Origin of the sequence: Kitasatospora sp. NPDC088783 (assembly GCF_044750705.1) — a bacterium.
In the GTDB taxonomy this organism is placed as follows: Bacteria; Actinomycetota; Actinomycetes; order Streptomycetales; family Streptomycetaceae; genus Kitasatospora; species Kitasatospora fiedleri.
This window is the reverse complement of record NZ_JBIVKJ010000024.1, coordinates 52,834-68,249: the sequence shown is the minus strand read 5'-3', so window position 1 is coordinate 68,249 and position 15,416 is coordinate 52,834. Positions and strand designations below refer to the sequence as shown.

Here is a 15,416-nt window from a genome sequence, read left to right as displayed (position 1 = left end):
GGCCCGGGCGACCGGGCGGGGCACCGGGCCGGGTCCGGCCGTCGGGACGCCCGCGGGCGTCGCGGCGCCCCCGGTCACCGCAGCGCCTCCCGCAGCCGGGCCACCCGGGGCGGGTGGCCCGCCGCCGAGTCGACGATCACGTTCTCCAGGGCGCGCAGGTGGGCGTGGATCGCGGCCTTGGGCAGGTACGCGGTGTCCGCGGTGAGCGTGACGGTGAGGGTGTCCTCGTCGCCGGTGAGGTGCAGGCAGTAGCGGCAGGCCACCCGGTCCTGGGTGGCCGGGAAGTCCAGCGCGGTGCGCCGGCGCAGCCCGGCCAGGGTGGCGGCGTCCAGCGGGCCGGTGGCGGGCGGACGGTCGACCAGGCGCATGTCGTTGAAGCAGCAGTAGGGGTGGACCTCCGTGCCGCGTTCGCGGGCGGCGCGGGCCAGCAGGGCGTCCCAGGCCACCGGGTCGTAGGAGGCGGCGCGGTAACCGGCCAGCGCGGCGGGCCAGGCGTCCGCCAGCAGGTCGGTGAGGACGGCGTCCGGGTCGTCGGGGGTGCGCAGCACGAACAGGGCGTCCTGCGAGAGGGTGCTGACCAGGGTGCGCCGGTCGGCTCCGGCGCGGTTCCCGGCGATCGGCATGACGGCCGCCGTCCGGTGGCCCCGGTCGGCGGCGACCAGCGCGGCGGCGGCGGTGAGCAGCACGGTGGAGCCGCTGACCCGGTGGGCGAGGGCCAGCGCGTCCACCGCCCGGGGCAGCGCGGCGGACACCAGTCGGCCGGTCCAGTAGCGCGGGTGCTCGGGGGCGGCGACGGGCGCGGGGAACATGGTGGGCGGGGCGGCGGCCAGCCCGTCGGCCCAGAACGCGAGGGCCGCCTCGCCGGCCCGGCGGCCCGCCGGGGAGTGCTGGTGGTGCGCCAGGTCGTGCGGGGTCTGGGGGCAGGCCGGTCCGGCGGAGCCGCGCCGGGCCAGCAGCCGCAGGTCCCGGACCAGGACCTCGGCGCCGTGGCCGTCGGAGGCCAGGTGGCACAGGGCGAGCACGACGTGGCTGATCCGCCCGTCGTGGCGCACCGCGCCGAAGCGGACCGGCCACTCCCCCGCGTAGTCGAAGCGGCGGGCGGTGAGTTCGGCGAGCAGGCCGTCGGCGGTGCGGGCGGCCGTGTCGGCGTCGGGGGCGTCGCGGAGGTCGACGGTGATCCGGCCCGCGCCGTGCAGCCGCTGGCGGGGGCCGTCGGCGATCCGGGTGCGCAGCGCCTCGTGCCGGTGCATGAGGGCGGCCAGCGCGGCGGTGAGCCGGGGGGCGTCCACGGGGGCGCCCCGGTCGGCGAGCGGGAGGACGCGGCCCAGGTTGAAGTAGTGGTCGTTGGGCGCGGTGCGGCCGATCGCGTGCCAGATCGCCCGCTGTCCCCAGGTGAGCGGCGCCTCTCCGGCCCGCCCGCCGGCGAACGGCACCTCCAGGGCGGTCACGGGGTGCCGCCGAGCTCCCGCACCCGCGCGGTGAGCCCGTCGAGGTCCGCCGTGTACAGGGTGCGGTCGGCCAGGTCGACCAGGATGCCGAACTCCTCCTCCAGGCTGTCGGCGAGCCGCAGCAGGGCGAGCGAGCTGACGCCGAGCGCGGCGAGCGGCACGGCGGCGGAGCCGAGGAGTTCGGGGGTGCCGACGGCGCCGTCGGTGGCGCGGGAGACCAGGTCGGCGACGCGGTCGCGCAGGGCGCTCACCGGGCGTCCTCGCGGGCGTCCGGGTGGCCGGCCAGGCGGCGGCGCAGGCTGAGCGGGCGGATGTCCGGCCAGACCCGGTCCACGTGGGCGGTGCACTCGGCCTCGGTGCCGGCGAAGCCCTCGGGGCGCCAGCCGGCGGGCAGCGGCGCGCCGTCGGGCCACAGGGCGTGCTGCTCCTCGTCGTTGACGGCGACGACGTAGCGGATCTCGTTGCTCACGGGGTGGCTCCTTGCAGGGCGCGGACGGCGGCGGCGACGCCGCGGGCGGTGGGTTCGTCGAAGAACACGTCGAGCGGGACGTCGACGCCGAGGGTGCGGGAGACGCGGGCGGCGATCGCGGTGATGGTCAGCGAGTGGCCGCCCAGGTCGAAGAGGTCCTCGTCGGGGCCGAGGTCGTCCAGTTCGAGGACGTCGGCCCAGATGGCGAGCACCGCGTCGAGCACTGCGTCCCCGGGCCCGGTGTTCGTGGTCCCGGCGTTCGTGGTCCCGGCGTTCTCGCCCCCGGCGGCGGGCGCGGGGTCGGGGCGGGCGGGCCCGGGGTCGGGCAGCGCGGCCCGGTCGAGCTTGCCGTTGGGGGTGAGCGGGAGGGCGTCCAGGACGGCGTAGGCGTTCGGCAGGACGGCGGCGGGGAGGACGGCGGCCAGGTGGGCGCGCAGTTCGGCCGGGTCGGGCGGCGGGCCGGCCGGGACGACGTAGGCGACCAGCCGGTCCGCTCCGTGCAGGGCGGCGGCGGCCCGGGCGACGCCGGGGTGGGTGGCGAGGCGGGCCTCGACCGCGCCGAGTTCGAGGCGGTGGCCGCGGAGCTTGACCTGGGTGTCGGCGCGGCCCAGGTACTCCAGGGCGCCGCCGGGCGCGCGGCGCACCAGGTCCCCGGTGCGGTACATCCGGGCTCCCGGCGGCCCGTACGGGTCGGGCCGGAAGCGGCTCGCGGTGAGGCCGGGGCGGCCGCGGTAGCCGTGGGCGACGCCGTCCCCGGCCAGGTGGAGTTCGCCGGGGACGCCGTACGGGACGGGGCGCAGCCGCTGGTCGAGGACGTAGGCCCGGGTGTTGTCCAGGGGTTCGCCGAGGGTGACGGCGCCGTGCTCGTCGAGGGCCGGGTCGGCGCAGGTGGACCAGATGGTGGTCTCGGTGGGGCCGTAGACGTTGACCAGCCGGGCGGTGGCGGCGGTCAGGGCGGCGGCGAGCGGGGCGGGCAGGGCCTCGCCGCCGGTGAGGGCGGTGAGGGCGGTGTCGGCGAGTCCGGCGTCCAGCAGCAGCTGCCAGCCGCTGGGGGTGGCCTGGACGTGGGTGATCCGCTGTTCGCGGAGCAGGGCGAGCAGGGCGGGGCCGTCGCGGTGGGCGCCGGGCGGGGCGAGGACGACCCGGGCGCCGGTGGTCAGCGGCAGCAGGAGTTCCACGGCGGAGATGTCGAAGGCGAGCGAGGTGAGGGCGAGCCAGCGGTCGGCGGCGGTGGCGCCGAGCCGGTCGCGCAGGCTGCCGAGGACGTTGGCCAGCGCGGAGTGCGGGACTTCGACGCCCTTGGGGCGGCCGGTGGTGCCGGAGGTGTAGAGGACGTAGGCGGGCAGCGCGGGGTCGGGCGCCGGGGGCAGCGGGGGCGTGCCGTCGTCGGTGGGGGCGAGATCGGCGGGGGTGAGGTCGCCGGGCTGCTCCGGGTGGCCGGTGATCCGCAGGGCGAGCCGGGCGTCGTCGCGGACGAAGGCCAGGTGGGCGGCCGGGTAGTCGGGGTCGAGCGGGAGGTGGGCGGCGCCGGTGGCCAGCACGGCCAGCACGGCGACGAGTTGGTCCAGGCCGCGGGGCAGCGCGATGCCGACCGTGCGGCCGGGCCCGGCGCCGTGCCGGGTGAGGGCGGCGGCGGCGTGGGCGACCAGGCGGGCCAGTTCGCCGTACGTCACGGGCGTGCCGTCGGCGACGGCGGCGACCGCGCCGGGGTGGGCGGCGGCGCGGGCGGCGAACCGGGCGGGGACGGTGGTGGCGGGCAGGTCGGGGCGGGGGGCGGGGGCGGCGAGCTGGGCGGCGCGTTCGTCGGGGGCCAGGAACTCCAGGGCGGCGACGGGGGTGTCGGGGGCGGCGTGGGCGGCGTCCAGCAGGGCCGTGTAGTGCCCGGCGATCCGGGCGGCGGTGGCGGCGTCCAGCGCGCCGGTGCGGTACTGGAGGCTGCCGAGGATCTCCTCGCCGCAGTCGACCAGGTGGAGGTGGAGCAGGTTGCGGGCGGTGCCGGCGAAGCCGGTCCAGCCGACCCGGGCGGTGAGCGGCCCGAAGTCCGGGGCGGCGGCGGCCGGGCGGCGGCGGTAGCTGACCGACAGCGGGGTGAGCGCGGTGCGGGGGGTGAGGCCCGGGACGGCGCGGCCCAGCGGGACGGCGCGGTGGGCGTACAGGGCGCGCAGTTCGGCCCGGACGGTGCGGGCCCAGTCGGCGAAGGTCCGGTCGGCGGGCTCGCCCGGGCGCAGCGGCAGTTCGTTGACGGCGAGGCCGAGGGCGACGGGTTCGCCGGGGCGGCGCAGGGAGAGTTCGACGGCGGTGGTGGGCGCGGGGTCGCCGTAGCGGGCCAGCAGGGCGTGCCAGGCGGCGGTGAGGAGTTCGAAGCGGGTGACGCCGAGGGCGCGGGCGGTGTCGGCGCAGCGCCGTCCGTCGAGCCGGAAGGCGGTCTCGGCGCCGGGGGCGGGCCGGACGCCGCCGTCGGGCGGCGGGGCCAGGCCGGGCAGGACGGGCGCGGCGGGTTCCCGCCAGCGCGGCGCCCAGTACGCGGCGGCGGCCGCCAGGGCGGGGGCTTCGAGGTCGGGGGCTCCGAGGGCGGGGGTCGGCGGGTCGGCCGGGGCGGCGGCGGGGTCGAGCGGTTCGCCGCGGTAGGCGGCGGCGAGGTCGGCGACCAGGCGTTCCTTGGACTCGCCGTCCAGCACGAGGTGGTGGGCGGTGATCAGCAGCACGTGCCGTTCGGCCCCGGGGCGGAACAGCGCGAACCGGCAGAGCGGCCCGGTCGCGGGGTCGAACGGGGCGGCGCGCTCCTCGTCGAGCAGCTTGTCGAGGTCGGCGGGGGCGCAGTCGGCCCGGCGCGGCGGGGCGACGGCGGCGGTGGGCGCGGCCGTGCCGTCGGGGGCGAACCGGGAGGCCAGGACGGGGTGGTGGGCGACGACGGCGGCGCAGGCCCGGTCGAGGGCGTCGGCGTCGAGCGGGCCGGTGAGGTCGAGTGTGACGGCGAGGTGGTAGGCGGTGCCGGTGTCGAGCGTGCGCCCGGTGAGCCAGACGCCGTGCTGGGCGGGGGTGAGCGGGGTGGTCATGGCGTGGCCTCGGGGGTGTCCGGAGTGGTGAGGGTGCGGCGCAGTTCGCGTTTGAGGACCTTGCCGCCCTCGTTGCGCGGCAGGGTGGCGCGGAAGTGCACGGTGGCGGGGAGTTCGTGGACGGCGAGGTGGTCGAGCAGGAAGGTGCGCAGCTCGGCCGCGGTCAGTTCGCCGTCCGGGACGACGACGACGGCGGCGACGACGCTGCCGAGCACCGGGTGCGGGACGCCGAACGCGGCGGCGTCGGCGACCTTCGGGTGGGCGTGCAGGGCGTTCTCGACCTGGAGGGTGGAGACCTTGTGGGCGCCGGACTTGACGACGTCGCGCTCCCGGTCGAGCAGGTGCAGGAACCCATCGACGTCCACCCGGCCCAGGTCGCCCATCCGCACCCAGCGGCCCCGGAACACCGCGCCGTCCCGCTCCCCCAGGTAGGCGCGCGGGGCGGCGGGCGAGCGCAGCCACAGCTCGCCGGGCTCCCCCGGCGCGACGGGGTGCCCGTCGGCGTCGGTGACGCGCAGCTCGGCGAGCGAGGCGGGGCGGCCCGGGGAGTCCGGGCGGGCCGGGTCGAACAGCAGGGTGATCTGGGCGGGGGCCGCCTCGGTCGAGGTGTAGTAGTTGACCACCTGGGCCCTGCCGAACGCCCGGTCGAGGGCGAGCGCGACGGGCTGCGGCAGCGCGGCGGCGGTGGAGCCGACCAGCCGGACGGTGTCCAGGTCGCCGCGCTCGGCCGCGGCGGCCAGCGCCCGGGAGGCGAGCAGTTCGACGGCCGTCGCGGGGACGAGGAACACGCTGCCCACCGCGTGCTCGGCGATCAGCCGGACGAACCGGGCCGGGGTGAACTGCGGGGCGGTGACGCAGGCGGCGTGCGCGTTGAGCGCGTTGACCAGCATGGTCTGCCCGGCGTTGGTGCCGACCGGGAAGGCGTGCAGGAAGGTGCGGGAGTGCCGCAGCGGGCGGCGGCGCTCATCGAGGGTGCAGCCGTGGACCAGGTTGGCGTGCCGGGCGGTGACGCCCTTGGGGGTGCCGGTCGTCCCGGAGGTGTACAGGATCTGCGCCGGGGCGTCCGGGTCGGGTTCGGGGAGGCCCGGGGCGCCGGGGTCGGCGGGGTGGTGGGCGGTGGCGGTGGCCTCGGTGCGGGTGCGGACGCCGTCCGGGACGCCCGGCGGGCGGGGGCCGCCGTCGGCGTGCAGCAGGAGGCGGGCCCCGGCGTCGGTGAGGGCGTGCGCCGTCCCGGCGGGCGAGGTCCGGTCGGAGAGCGGCACGGCGACGGCGCCCGCCCGCAGCACGGCGAGGAACGCGACGGCGTACTCCGCCCAGCGGTCGGTGCCGAAGCAGAGCCCGACCCGGTCGCCGTCCCGGACGCCCTCGGCGCGCAGCGCGGCGGCCAGCGTCCCGGAACGGGCCTGCCAGGCGGCGAAGTCGAGCCGCTGCGCGCCGCAGACGACGGCGGTGCGCCCGCCGTGCGCGGCGGCCCGGTGCGCGAGCAGCGCGGGCAGGGTGGCGGGGGTGTGCGGGGCGGTGCTCATCGGGCCCCCGTCCCGGCCGCGCGGCGGGCGGCGGCGGTGCGGGCGCGTTCGCGCAGGCCGACCAGGTCGTCGGGTTCGGCGTCCGGGACGTCGCGGTCGAAGCGGGCGAGCACCGGCAGGCGCAGTCCGAGGGCGACCAGGGCGAGCATGGCGGCGGCGAACAGCAGGTACATCAGGGCGATGCCGCGGCCGGGGCCGGTGCCGATCAGCGGGCCGAAGACGGGGGCGAGCGCGCCGTCCGGTTCCATCAGCGGGCCGAACAGGGCGGAGCCGAGCGGGGCGATGACGCCGTGGCCGAGCGGGAGGGTGGACCAGGCGACGAGGGTGTTCAGGGCGAACACCCGGCCGTGGAACCGCTGGGCGACCTTGACCTGGACGATCGTCGCGTAGATGCCGTTGACCAGGGCCAGCGCGAAGGACATGCCGAACGCGCCGGCCGCCACCGTCCACAGGTTGGCCCGCAGCCCCTCCACCGCGCCCGCCAGGGCGAGGACGGCAGCCAGCGCGAGCATGCCGCGCAGCTTGTGGCGGCGCGGTCCGCCCCAGAAGCCCATCGCGACGCCGCCGAGGATCGCGCCCGCGCCGGCCGCGACCGCGACCCGGGCGGCGCCGCCGAGGTCGTCGAAGGAGAGCACCAGCGGGGTGGTGAGCAGGAACAGCGGGGACAGGAAGACGTTCAGGCCGGCGAACCAGAGCAGCATCGCCCGGAAGCCGCGGTGGCGCCAGGAGAGGGCGATGCCGTGCCGGATCTCCGCGGTCAGCGACTCCCGGCGGGTCCAGGGCAGTGTCTTCGGGAAGCGGACGGCGAGCAGGATGGTGACGGCGACGGCGTAGGAGACCACGTCGATGATCAGGATGCCGCGCAGGCCGATCGCGGCGAGCAGCGCCACGGCGGCCAGCGGGACGACGAACTGGGCGGTTCCGAAGGCGAGTTGGACGATTCCGTTGGCGTGGCCGAGGTGGCGTTTGGGCACCAGTTGCGGGACGGCGGAGGCGTACGCCAGGCGTTGGAAGGTGAGCGCGACGGACAGCACCGCGAGCAGCGCGTACACCTCCCAGGTGTGCAGGCGGCCGGTGAGCAGCAGGGTCAGCAGTCCGGCCTGGGTGGCGCCGGCGGCGAGGTCGCCCAGCAGCATCACGCGGCGGCGGTCGAGGCGGTCGACCAGGGCGCCGGCGAGCGGGCCGACCAGGATGCCGGGGAGCATCGCGACCACGGCGTACAGCGCGAAGCGGGCCATCGACCCGGTCTCCAGCAGGATCCAGATCGGCAGGGCGAACTCGGTGAGCGCCGAGCCGGTGATGGAGGCGAGCTGGCCGCCGACGACCCAGAGGAAGCGGCCCATGCCGGGCTGCGGACCGTCCGCGGCGGCGGCCGGTTCCCGGCCCGCCGGGCCGTCCGCGGAGCCCGGTGCGGAGCCGTCCGCGCCGTCCGTGCCGTCCGCGGCGGGGGCCGTCTCGCCGTGGAACCACCAGGAGTTCTCCGGGTCCCGCCGCGGGAGGTCGGCGGTGGTGCCGTCCAGGAGCGCGCGGTGGACGGTGGTGACGGCGGCGGCGGTCTCGGCGGCCCGGTAGGCGATGAAGAAGTGGCCGCCCTCGTCCAGCACGGCGACCGCGGAGCGTTCGGCCAGCAGCAGCCACTCGCGGTAGCGCTCCTGGTAGAAGTCGGCGGCCGGGTCCTTGTCGCCGACCAGCGAGACCACGGGGGCGCGCAGCCGGGGCGCGCCGGCCTCGACCTCGGCCAGGGCGCGGGTGAAGTAGTCCTCGGCGGCCCGGGTGTCGCGCCGCATGTTGCCGATGACGAACCGGACCTGGTCCTCGTCGAGTTCGGAGGTGTCGACGCCCATGCCGGTCAGCCAGTTGGCGTAGGAGCGGTCGCCGACCAGCGGTTCCAGCGCGGCGATCTTCCCGAGCGCGGCGAGCAGCCGGTTGCGCGGCCGGGCGAACGGGAACTGGGCGCCCGCGTAGACGGCCTCCAGTTCCCGGCCGGAGCCCTCCAGCAGGCGGGCCACGGCGACGGCGAGCGCGGTGCCGACGGCGCAGTGCCCGTACACGACGAGCGGTCCGTCGACCTTCGCGCGCACCTCGGCGGCGACGGCCTCGGCGAGGTCGTCGAAGTCGAGGTGGTGTTCGGTGACGCCGAGGTCGTGGCCGGGGACGGCGACGGACCAGAGTTCGACGTCGGGCGGCAGCGCGTCGGCGACCGGCTGGTAGACGACGGCGCTGCCGCCGCCGTAGGGGACGCACACCAGGGTGAGGGTGCGGCGGGCGGCGGGGACGGCGCGGGTGAGGCGGTGCAGCAGGGCGCGCGGGCCGCTCGGCCGGTCGGCGGCGGCGAGGGCGGCCAGGTCGCGGACGGTGCGGTGGGTGAACAGGTCCATCACGCCGACCGGGCGGGCGCCGATCGCGGTGAGCCGCTTGCGGGCCCTGGCGACGACCTGGGTGGCCAGCAGGGAGTGGCCGCCGAGGTCGAAGAAGTTCTCGTCGGTGCCGACCTCGGGCAGGTCGAGCACCTCGGCCCAGATCTCGGCGAGGACGGTCTCGGCGGGGGTGGCGGGCTTGGCCGCGCCGTCGGGGCGGTGGATGCGCGGGGCGGGCAGGGCGCGCCGGTCGAGTTTGCCGTTGGGGCTGAGCGGCAGGGCGGGGAGGGTGGTGAACGCGGCCGGGACCTGGTGGTCGGGGAGGGTCCGCTTGAGGGCCGCGCGCAGGGCCACCGGGTCGGGTTCCTCGGCGCCGGGGGCGAGGACCAGGTGTCCGACCAGGCGGTCCCGGTGCAGGACGACGGCGGCGTCGGCGATGCCGGGCCGGGCGCGCAGCGCGGCCTCGGTCTCGCCGGGTTCGATCCGCAGTCCGCGCAGTTTGACCTGGTCGTCGATCCGGCCCAGGTGTTCCAGGGTGCCGTCGGGGCGGCGGCGGGCCAGGTCGCCGGTGCGGTAGAGGCGGGAGCCGGGCGGGCCGTAGGGGTCGGGGACGAAGCGGGCGGCGGTGAGGCCGGGGCGGCGGTGGTAGCCGAGGGCGACGGCGGTGCCGCCGATGTGGAGTTCGCCGGGGGCGCCCGGGGGGACGGGGCGCAGCCGGGCGTCCAGGACGTACAGCCGGGTGTTGTCGACGGGCAGGCCGATCGGCACGGTGGTCAGCGGCCCGGCGCACTCCCAGGAGGAGACGTCGACGGCGGCCTCGGTGGGCCCGTACAGGTTGGCCAGGCGCAGGCCGGGCAGCCGGGCGGTCAGTTCGCGGGCGGCGTCCGGCGGGAGGGCCTCGCCGCTGCTGACGACGCGGCGCAGGGTGGTGCAGCGTTCGACGTCCTCCTCGGCGAGGAAGGCCCGCAGCATGGCGGGGACGAAGTGGGCGACGGTGACCCCGGCGGAGGCGATCAGGTCGCGCAGGTAGCCGCTGTCCTTCTGGCCGCCGGGCTTGGCGAGCACGATCCGGGCGCCGGTGGTCAGCGGCCAGAAGAACTCCCAGACCGACACGTCGAAGCCGGTGGGGGTCTTCTGCAGCACCGCGTCCTCGGGGCCGATCCGGTAGGCGTCCTGCATCCACTGGAGGCGGTTGGCGATCGCCCGGTGGGTGTTGGGGACGCCCTTGGGGCGGCCGGTGGAGCCGGAGGTGTAGATGACGTAGGCGGGGTCGTCGGGGGCGGGTCCGGCCGGGCGGGTGCGGGCCCGGGGCCACTCGGCCGGGTCGTCGAGCAGCAGGACGCGGGCCGCGCAGCCCGCCGGGACGGGCAGCTTGCGCTGGGTGAGCAGGACGGTGGCGTCGCTGTCGGCGAGCAGGAAGGCCAGGCGTTCGGCCGGGTAGTCGGGTTCCAGCGGGGTGTAGGCGGCGCCGGTGCGCAGCACGCCGAGCAGGCCGGCCACCAGGTCGGGTGAGCGTTCGGCGCTGACGGCGACCAGGCTGCCGGGGCCGACGCCCTCGGCGGCGAGCCGGGCGGCGATCCGGCCGGCCCGCTCGTCGAGTTGGCGGTAGGTCAGGGCGGGGCGGCCCTCGGTGGCGACGGCGACGGCGTCGGGGGTGCGGGCGGTCTGGGCGGCGACCAGGGCGGTCAGGGTGGTGGCCGGGCGGTCCACGGCGGTGTCGTTGAAGCGCTCGGTCTCGAACGCCCGCTCCTCGGCGGTGAGGGTGTCGAGGGCGGACAGCGGGGTGTCGGGCGCGTCGGCGACGGCGGCCAGCAGGCGGCCGAGGTGGTCGGCGAGGCGGGCGATGTCGGCCTCGTCGTACAGGTCGGTGTTGTAGTTGAACGAGCCGTTCAGGCCCTCGGGCCGTTCCTGGAGGAAGAGTTCGAGGTCGAAGCGGGTGCCGCTGGCCCGGACGCCGAACGGTTCGGCGGTGAGCGGCGCGGTGTCGGGGCCCTCGCCCTGGACGGCGTAGTTCTGCACCGCCAGGACGGCCTGGAAGACCGGCGGCCGGGAGACGTCCCGGGGCCAGTTGAGTTCGCTCACCAGCTGGGCGAACGGCAGGTCCTGGTGCCCGTAGGCGGTCAGGCAGGTCTCCCGGGTGCGGGCGAGCAGTTCGGCGAAGTCCGGGTCGCCCTCCAGCCGGGCGGGCAGCGCCAGGACGTTGACGAACATGCCGACCAGCGGCTCCAGTTCGGCCTCCGGGCGGCCGGCCACGGGCGAGCCGACCGCGAAGTCGGTGCGTCCGCTGTGGCGGGCCAGCAGCAGTTGGAAGGCGGCCAGCAGCACCATGTACGCGGTGGCGTCGTGGCGGCGGCCCAGGGCGGTGAGGCGCTCCAGCAGGGGGCGCTCGACCCGGAACGCGTACCCGGCGCCCTCGAAGGTCTGGCGCGGCGGGCGCGGGCGGGCGAACGCCAGCTCCAGCGGCTCCACCCCGGCGAGTTCGGCGCCCCAGTGGGCGACCTCGGCGGCCAGCCGGTCGCCGCTCAGCTCTTGCCGCTGCCAGATCGCGAAGTCGCCGTACTGGACCGGGAGTTCGGGCAGCGGATCGGGTGCGCCGGCGACCCGGGCGGCGTGGCCGCGCAGCACCTCGCCGAGCAGCACCTCGCTGGACCAGCCGTCGCTGACGCTGTGGTGCACGACCAGCAGCAGGACGTGGTCCTCGGCGGCGAGCCGGATCAGCCGGGCCCGCAGCAGCGGCCCGTGCTCCAGGTCGAACGGGACGGCGGCGTCCGCGTCCACGATCCGTTCGGCCGCCGCCTCGTCGGCGGCGTCGGTGACGGTCAGTTCGGCGGGGCCGGGCGGGTCGACGACCAGCAGCGGGCGGCCGTCCTCGGTGGCGGGGTAGCGGGAGCGCAGCGTCTCGTGCCGGGCGACGGCGGCGTCCAGGGCGGCGCGCAGGGCGTCCGGGTCGAGGGGGCCGCGCAGCCGGCGGACCACGGGGATGTTGTAGGCGGCGGTGCCCGGCGCGAACTGCTCCATGAACCAGAGCCGTTCCTGCGCGAAGGAGAGCGGGACGGGGGCGTCCGGGGCGCGCCGGGGGACGGTGGTGGTCCGGGCGGAGGGGCGGCCGGCCAGTCGGCGTCTGAGGAGTTCGCGCTTCGCGGCGGACAGCCCGGCCTTGGCGGGGGCGTCCGGGGTGGTGGTGTCGGAGCTCATGACGGGAGCCGGTCTCCTTACGGGGCGTCCGGGGCGGCGAGCAGCCGGGCGGCGTCGTCGTCGGACAGGTTGTCGATCTCGGCGACCAGGGCGGCTTCGACGGCCTCGGCGAAGGCGGCCGCGGTGCGGTGGGTGAACAGGGCGCGCAGCGGGACGGCGAGGTCGATCGCGGCGCGGATCCGGGCGACGACCCGGGTGGCGAGCAGGGAGTGGCCGCCGAGGTCGAAGAAGTCGTCGTGGGTGCCGACGGCGGCCACGCCCAGCACCTCCTGCCAGACGTCGGCGACCAGTTCCTCCGCCTCGGTGCGCGGCGGCACGTGCGGCGGGCGGCGGCGGGCGCCGGCCACGGCGTCGGGGGCGGGCAGGGCGCGGCGGTCGAGTTTGCCGTTGGGGGTGAGCGGGAGGGCGTCCAGCGGGACGATCGCGCCGGGGACGGCGTGCGGGGGGAGCGTCCGGGCGAGGGCGGTGCGCAGCGCGTCCGGGTCGAGGCCGGAGCCGACCACGTAGGCGGCCAGGGTGTCGCGGTGCGCGACCACCGCGGCCTGGGTGACGCCCGGGCGGGCGAGCAGCGCGGACTCCACCTCGCCGGGTTCGACCCGGTAGCCGCGGACCTTCACCTGGTCGTCGATCCGGCCGAGGAACTCCAGCGTCCCGTCCGGGAGGCGGCGCACCAGGTCGCCGGTGCGGTAGCGGCGGGCGCCGGGCGGGCCGTCCGGGTCGGGCCCGAAGGCGCGGGCGGTGGCGCCGGGGCGGCCGAGGTAGCCGTCCGTCACCCCCGCTCCCCCGATGACCAGTTCGCCCGGGGTGCCGGGCGGCACCGGGGTGCCGTGCCGGTCGAGGACGGCGACCGTGGTGCCGCCGACCGGGCGGCCGATCGGCGGGCGGCGGTGCGCGTCCGCGGGGCCCAGCTCGGCGGTGGTGGCGATGATCGCGGTCTCGGTGGGGCCGTAGGAGTTGACCAGCCGGACGCGCTCCCCGAACCGGTTCCGCCAGGCCGCGACGGCCTCCGGGCGGACCTGGTCGGCGCCCAGCACGAGCAGCCGCAGGCCCGGCGGCCAGGGCGTCTCGTCGAGGTCGGCGACCAGGTGGTGCCAGTACGGGGTGGGCAGGTCGAGCACCGTGAGGCCGGCGCAGTACGGCTCGGCGAGCTGGTCGGGCAGGGTGGCGTCCGGGCGGGCGGTGACCAGGACGGCGCCGGCGGCGAGCGCGGGGAAGACCTCCTCGGCGCTGGTGTCGAAGGACAGGGTGGCGTACTGCAGGACGCGGTCGTCGGCCGTCAGGCCGTACCCGTCGCGCATCCAGGCCACCCGGGCGGCCAGGGCGCGGTGCGGGACGAGGACGCCCTTGGGGGTGCCGGTGGAGCCGGAGGTGTAGATCAGGTAGGCGGGGTCCGCGGGGGTGGCCGGGCTCTCCTCGGGGACGGCCCGGTCCTGCGGGTCCGGCCCGTCGGCGGCGAGGGCCGGAGCGTCGGCGGCGAGGGCCGGGGCGTCGGCGGTGAGCACCGGGAGGTCGGCGCGCAGGCCGTCCGGGAGGGTGCCGTCCTCGGTGAGCAGGACGGCGGCGCCGCTGTCGGCGAGCATGAACGCCAGCCGGGACGGCGGGTAGCCGGGGTCCAGCGGGAGGTAGCCGGCGCCCAGCCGCCAGGCCGCCAGCATCGCGGTCACGGCGCGCGGGCCGCGCGGCAGGCAGAGCGCCACCAGGTCGCCGCGGCGCACGCCGTGGGCGGCGAGCCGGGCGGCCAGCGCCCGGGAGGCGGCGGCGAGCCCGGCGCGGGTGAGCGTCCCGTCCGGGCCGACCACCGCCGGGGCGTCCGGGCGCCGGCGGGCGGCCAGGTCGACGGCGGCCAGGACGGTGGGCGGTCCGGCCGGGAGCGCGGGCCCGCGGGCCCCGTCGGCCAGCAGGGCGCGGTCGGCGTCGGTCAGCAGCGGCAGCCGGTGCACCGGGGTCTCCGGGTCGGCGAGGGCGGCGCGCAGCAGTGTCTCAAACCGGGCGGCGAGGGCCGCCGCCGTCGCGGGGTCCAGCAGGTCGGTGCGGTGGCCGAAGACGGCGTGCAGGTCGTCGCCGTCCGGCCGGACGTCCAGGCCGAGTTCGGACTTCGCGGCGGTGTGGCCGGCGTCGGCCTCCGCGCAGCGCAGGTCGGCGAAGGGCTCCTCGCCGAGTTCGCCGCCGGTGTGGGTGTGCACGGTGAGCATGGTCTGGAAGACCGGCGCGCGGTCCGGGTCCCGGTCGGTGCCCAGTTCGTCGAGGAGCCGTTCGAAGGGGATGCGCCGGTGGCTCAGCGCGCGCGTCCACTCGCTGCGGACGGCGCGCAGCAGGGCGTCGAAGGTGGGCGCCCCGGAGAGGTCGGCGCGCAGCACGAGCGCCGAGGAGCAGTACCCGACGATCCGTTCGCTCTCCACGGTGTCCCGGGCGGCGGTGGGCACCCCGACGCAGAAGTCGTCCTGTCCGGTGCACCGGTGCAGCAGGGCCTGGTAGGCGGCGGCGAGCACCATGAACGGCGTCACCCGGCGGGCCCGGGCGAAGGACTCCAGGACGGGCCGCAGGCCGCGCAGCACCCGGGTGTGGTAGGCCCCGGCGCTGCTGGGCGCGCCGGTCCGGGGCCGGTCGAGGGGCAGCTCCAGCGGGGGCGCTCCGGCCAGGCGTTCGCGCCAGTGGGCGAGTGCCCGGGCCGCCTCGGGGCCGTCCAGCCAGGCCCGTTCGGCGGCGGCGTGCGCCAGGTAGGAGGGGGCGGGCGGGAGTTCGGCGCTCCGGCCCTCCCGGTGCGCGGTGTAGTGCGCGGCGAGTTCGGCCCGCAGCAGTCCCAGCGACCAGCCGTCGGCGGCGATGTGGTGCAGCACCAGGGCCAGCAGGTGCTCCTCGTCCCCGGTGCGCAGCAGCGCGGCGCGCAGCGGCGGGTCGGCGGCCAGGTCGAAGGCGGTGTTGCTCAGCTCGGCCAGCGCCGCCTCCGCCTCCCCCGCCGGGGCGTCCCGCAGGTCGCGCTCATCGAGCCGGACCGGCCCGGGCGGCTCGACCACCACGGCGGGCCGCCCGTCCGCGGCGGGGAACCGGCAGCGCAGGGCCTCGTGCCGGGCGACGACCGCGTCCAGGGCGGTCCGCAGCGCCGCCGGGTCGAGCCGCCCGGTGAGCCGCAGGACGTACGGGATGTTGTACGACGGGTCCCCCGGCTCCAGTTGGGCCAGGAACCAGAGGCGTTCCTGTCCCACCGACAGCGCGGCGGTGGCTTCGGCCACCGGTTCCGGTCCGGTGTTCCCGGTAGACATGAATCGAGCTCCCCGTTGGTCTTCCCGTGGTACGCGGTGCGGGGCCCTCCGCCGTCGAGGGCCGTCCCGGCGGCCCCGTTCGGCGGCGGCGCGGGCGGGTGGGGC

At 77.8% G+C, this 15,416-nt stretch carries 7 protein-coding genes; all 7 read right to left on the bottom strand.

What is annotated here, in order from left to right; translation table 11 throughout:
- Positions 1-74 precede the first annotated feature (74 nt).
- From ACIP60_RS35645 to ACIP60_RS35615, 7 genes are read right to left on the bottom strand one after another with little or no spacing between them, the layout of a single operon-like run.
- Positions 75-1,448, bottom strand: coding sequence for a condensation domain-containing protein (locus ACIP60_RS35645; protein ID WP_400692948.1), 1,374 nt, complete (start codon positions 1,446-1,448; stop codon positions 75-77).
- The gene (locus ACIP60_RS35640; protein WP_400692945.1) at positions 1,445-1,699 is read right to left on the bottom strand and encodes an acyl carrier protein; all 255 of its coding nucleotides are present in this window, start codon (positions 1,697-1,699) and stop codon (positions 1,445-1,447) included. The genes ACIP60_RS35645 and ACIP60_RS35640 overlap by 4 nt, the downstream gene beginning before the upstream one ends.
- Positions 1,696-1,917: an MbtH family protein gene (locus tag ACIP60_RS35635; RefSeq protein ID WP_400692942.1), complete on the bottom strand. Its 222-nt coding sequence runs from the start codon at positions 1,915-1,917 to the stop codon at positions 1,696-1,698. Before ACIP60_RS35635 ends, ACIP60_RS35640 begins: the two co-directional genes overlap by 4 nt.
- Positions 1,914-4,973 (bottom strand): amino acid adenylation domain-containing protein, encoded by a 3,060-nt coding sequence (locus ACIP60_RS35630; protein ID WP_400692939.1) that lies wholly within the window; start codon positions 4,971-4,973, stop codon positions 1,914-1,916. Before ACIP60_RS35630 ends, ACIP60_RS35635 begins: the two co-directional genes overlap by 4 nt.
- The gene (locus tag ACIP60_RS35625; protein WP_400692936.1) at positions 4,970-6,499 is read right to left on the bottom strand and encodes a class I adenylate-forming enzyme family protein; all 1,530 of its coding nucleotides are present in this window, start codon (positions 6,497-6,499) and stop codon (positions 4,970-4,972) included. Before ACIP60_RS35625 ends, ACIP60_RS35630 begins: the two co-directional genes overlap by 4 nt.
- On the bottom strand, positions 6,496-12,051 hold the full coding sequence (locus ACIP60_RS35620; protein WP_400692933.1) for an amino acid adenylation domain-containing protein: 5,556 nt from the start codon (positions 12,049-12,051) through the stop codon (positions 6,496-6,498). Before ACIP60_RS35620 ends, ACIP60_RS35625 begins: the two co-directional genes overlap by 4 nt.
- A 17-nt stretch (positions 12,052-12,068) precedes the next feature.
- On the bottom strand, positions 12,069-15,311 hold the full coding sequence (locus ACIP60_RS35615) for an amino acid adenylation domain-containing protein (protein ID WP_400692931.1): 3,243 nt from the start codon (positions 15,309-15,311) through the stop codon (positions 12,069-12,071).
- Positions 15,312-15,416 lie beyond the last annotated feature (105 nt).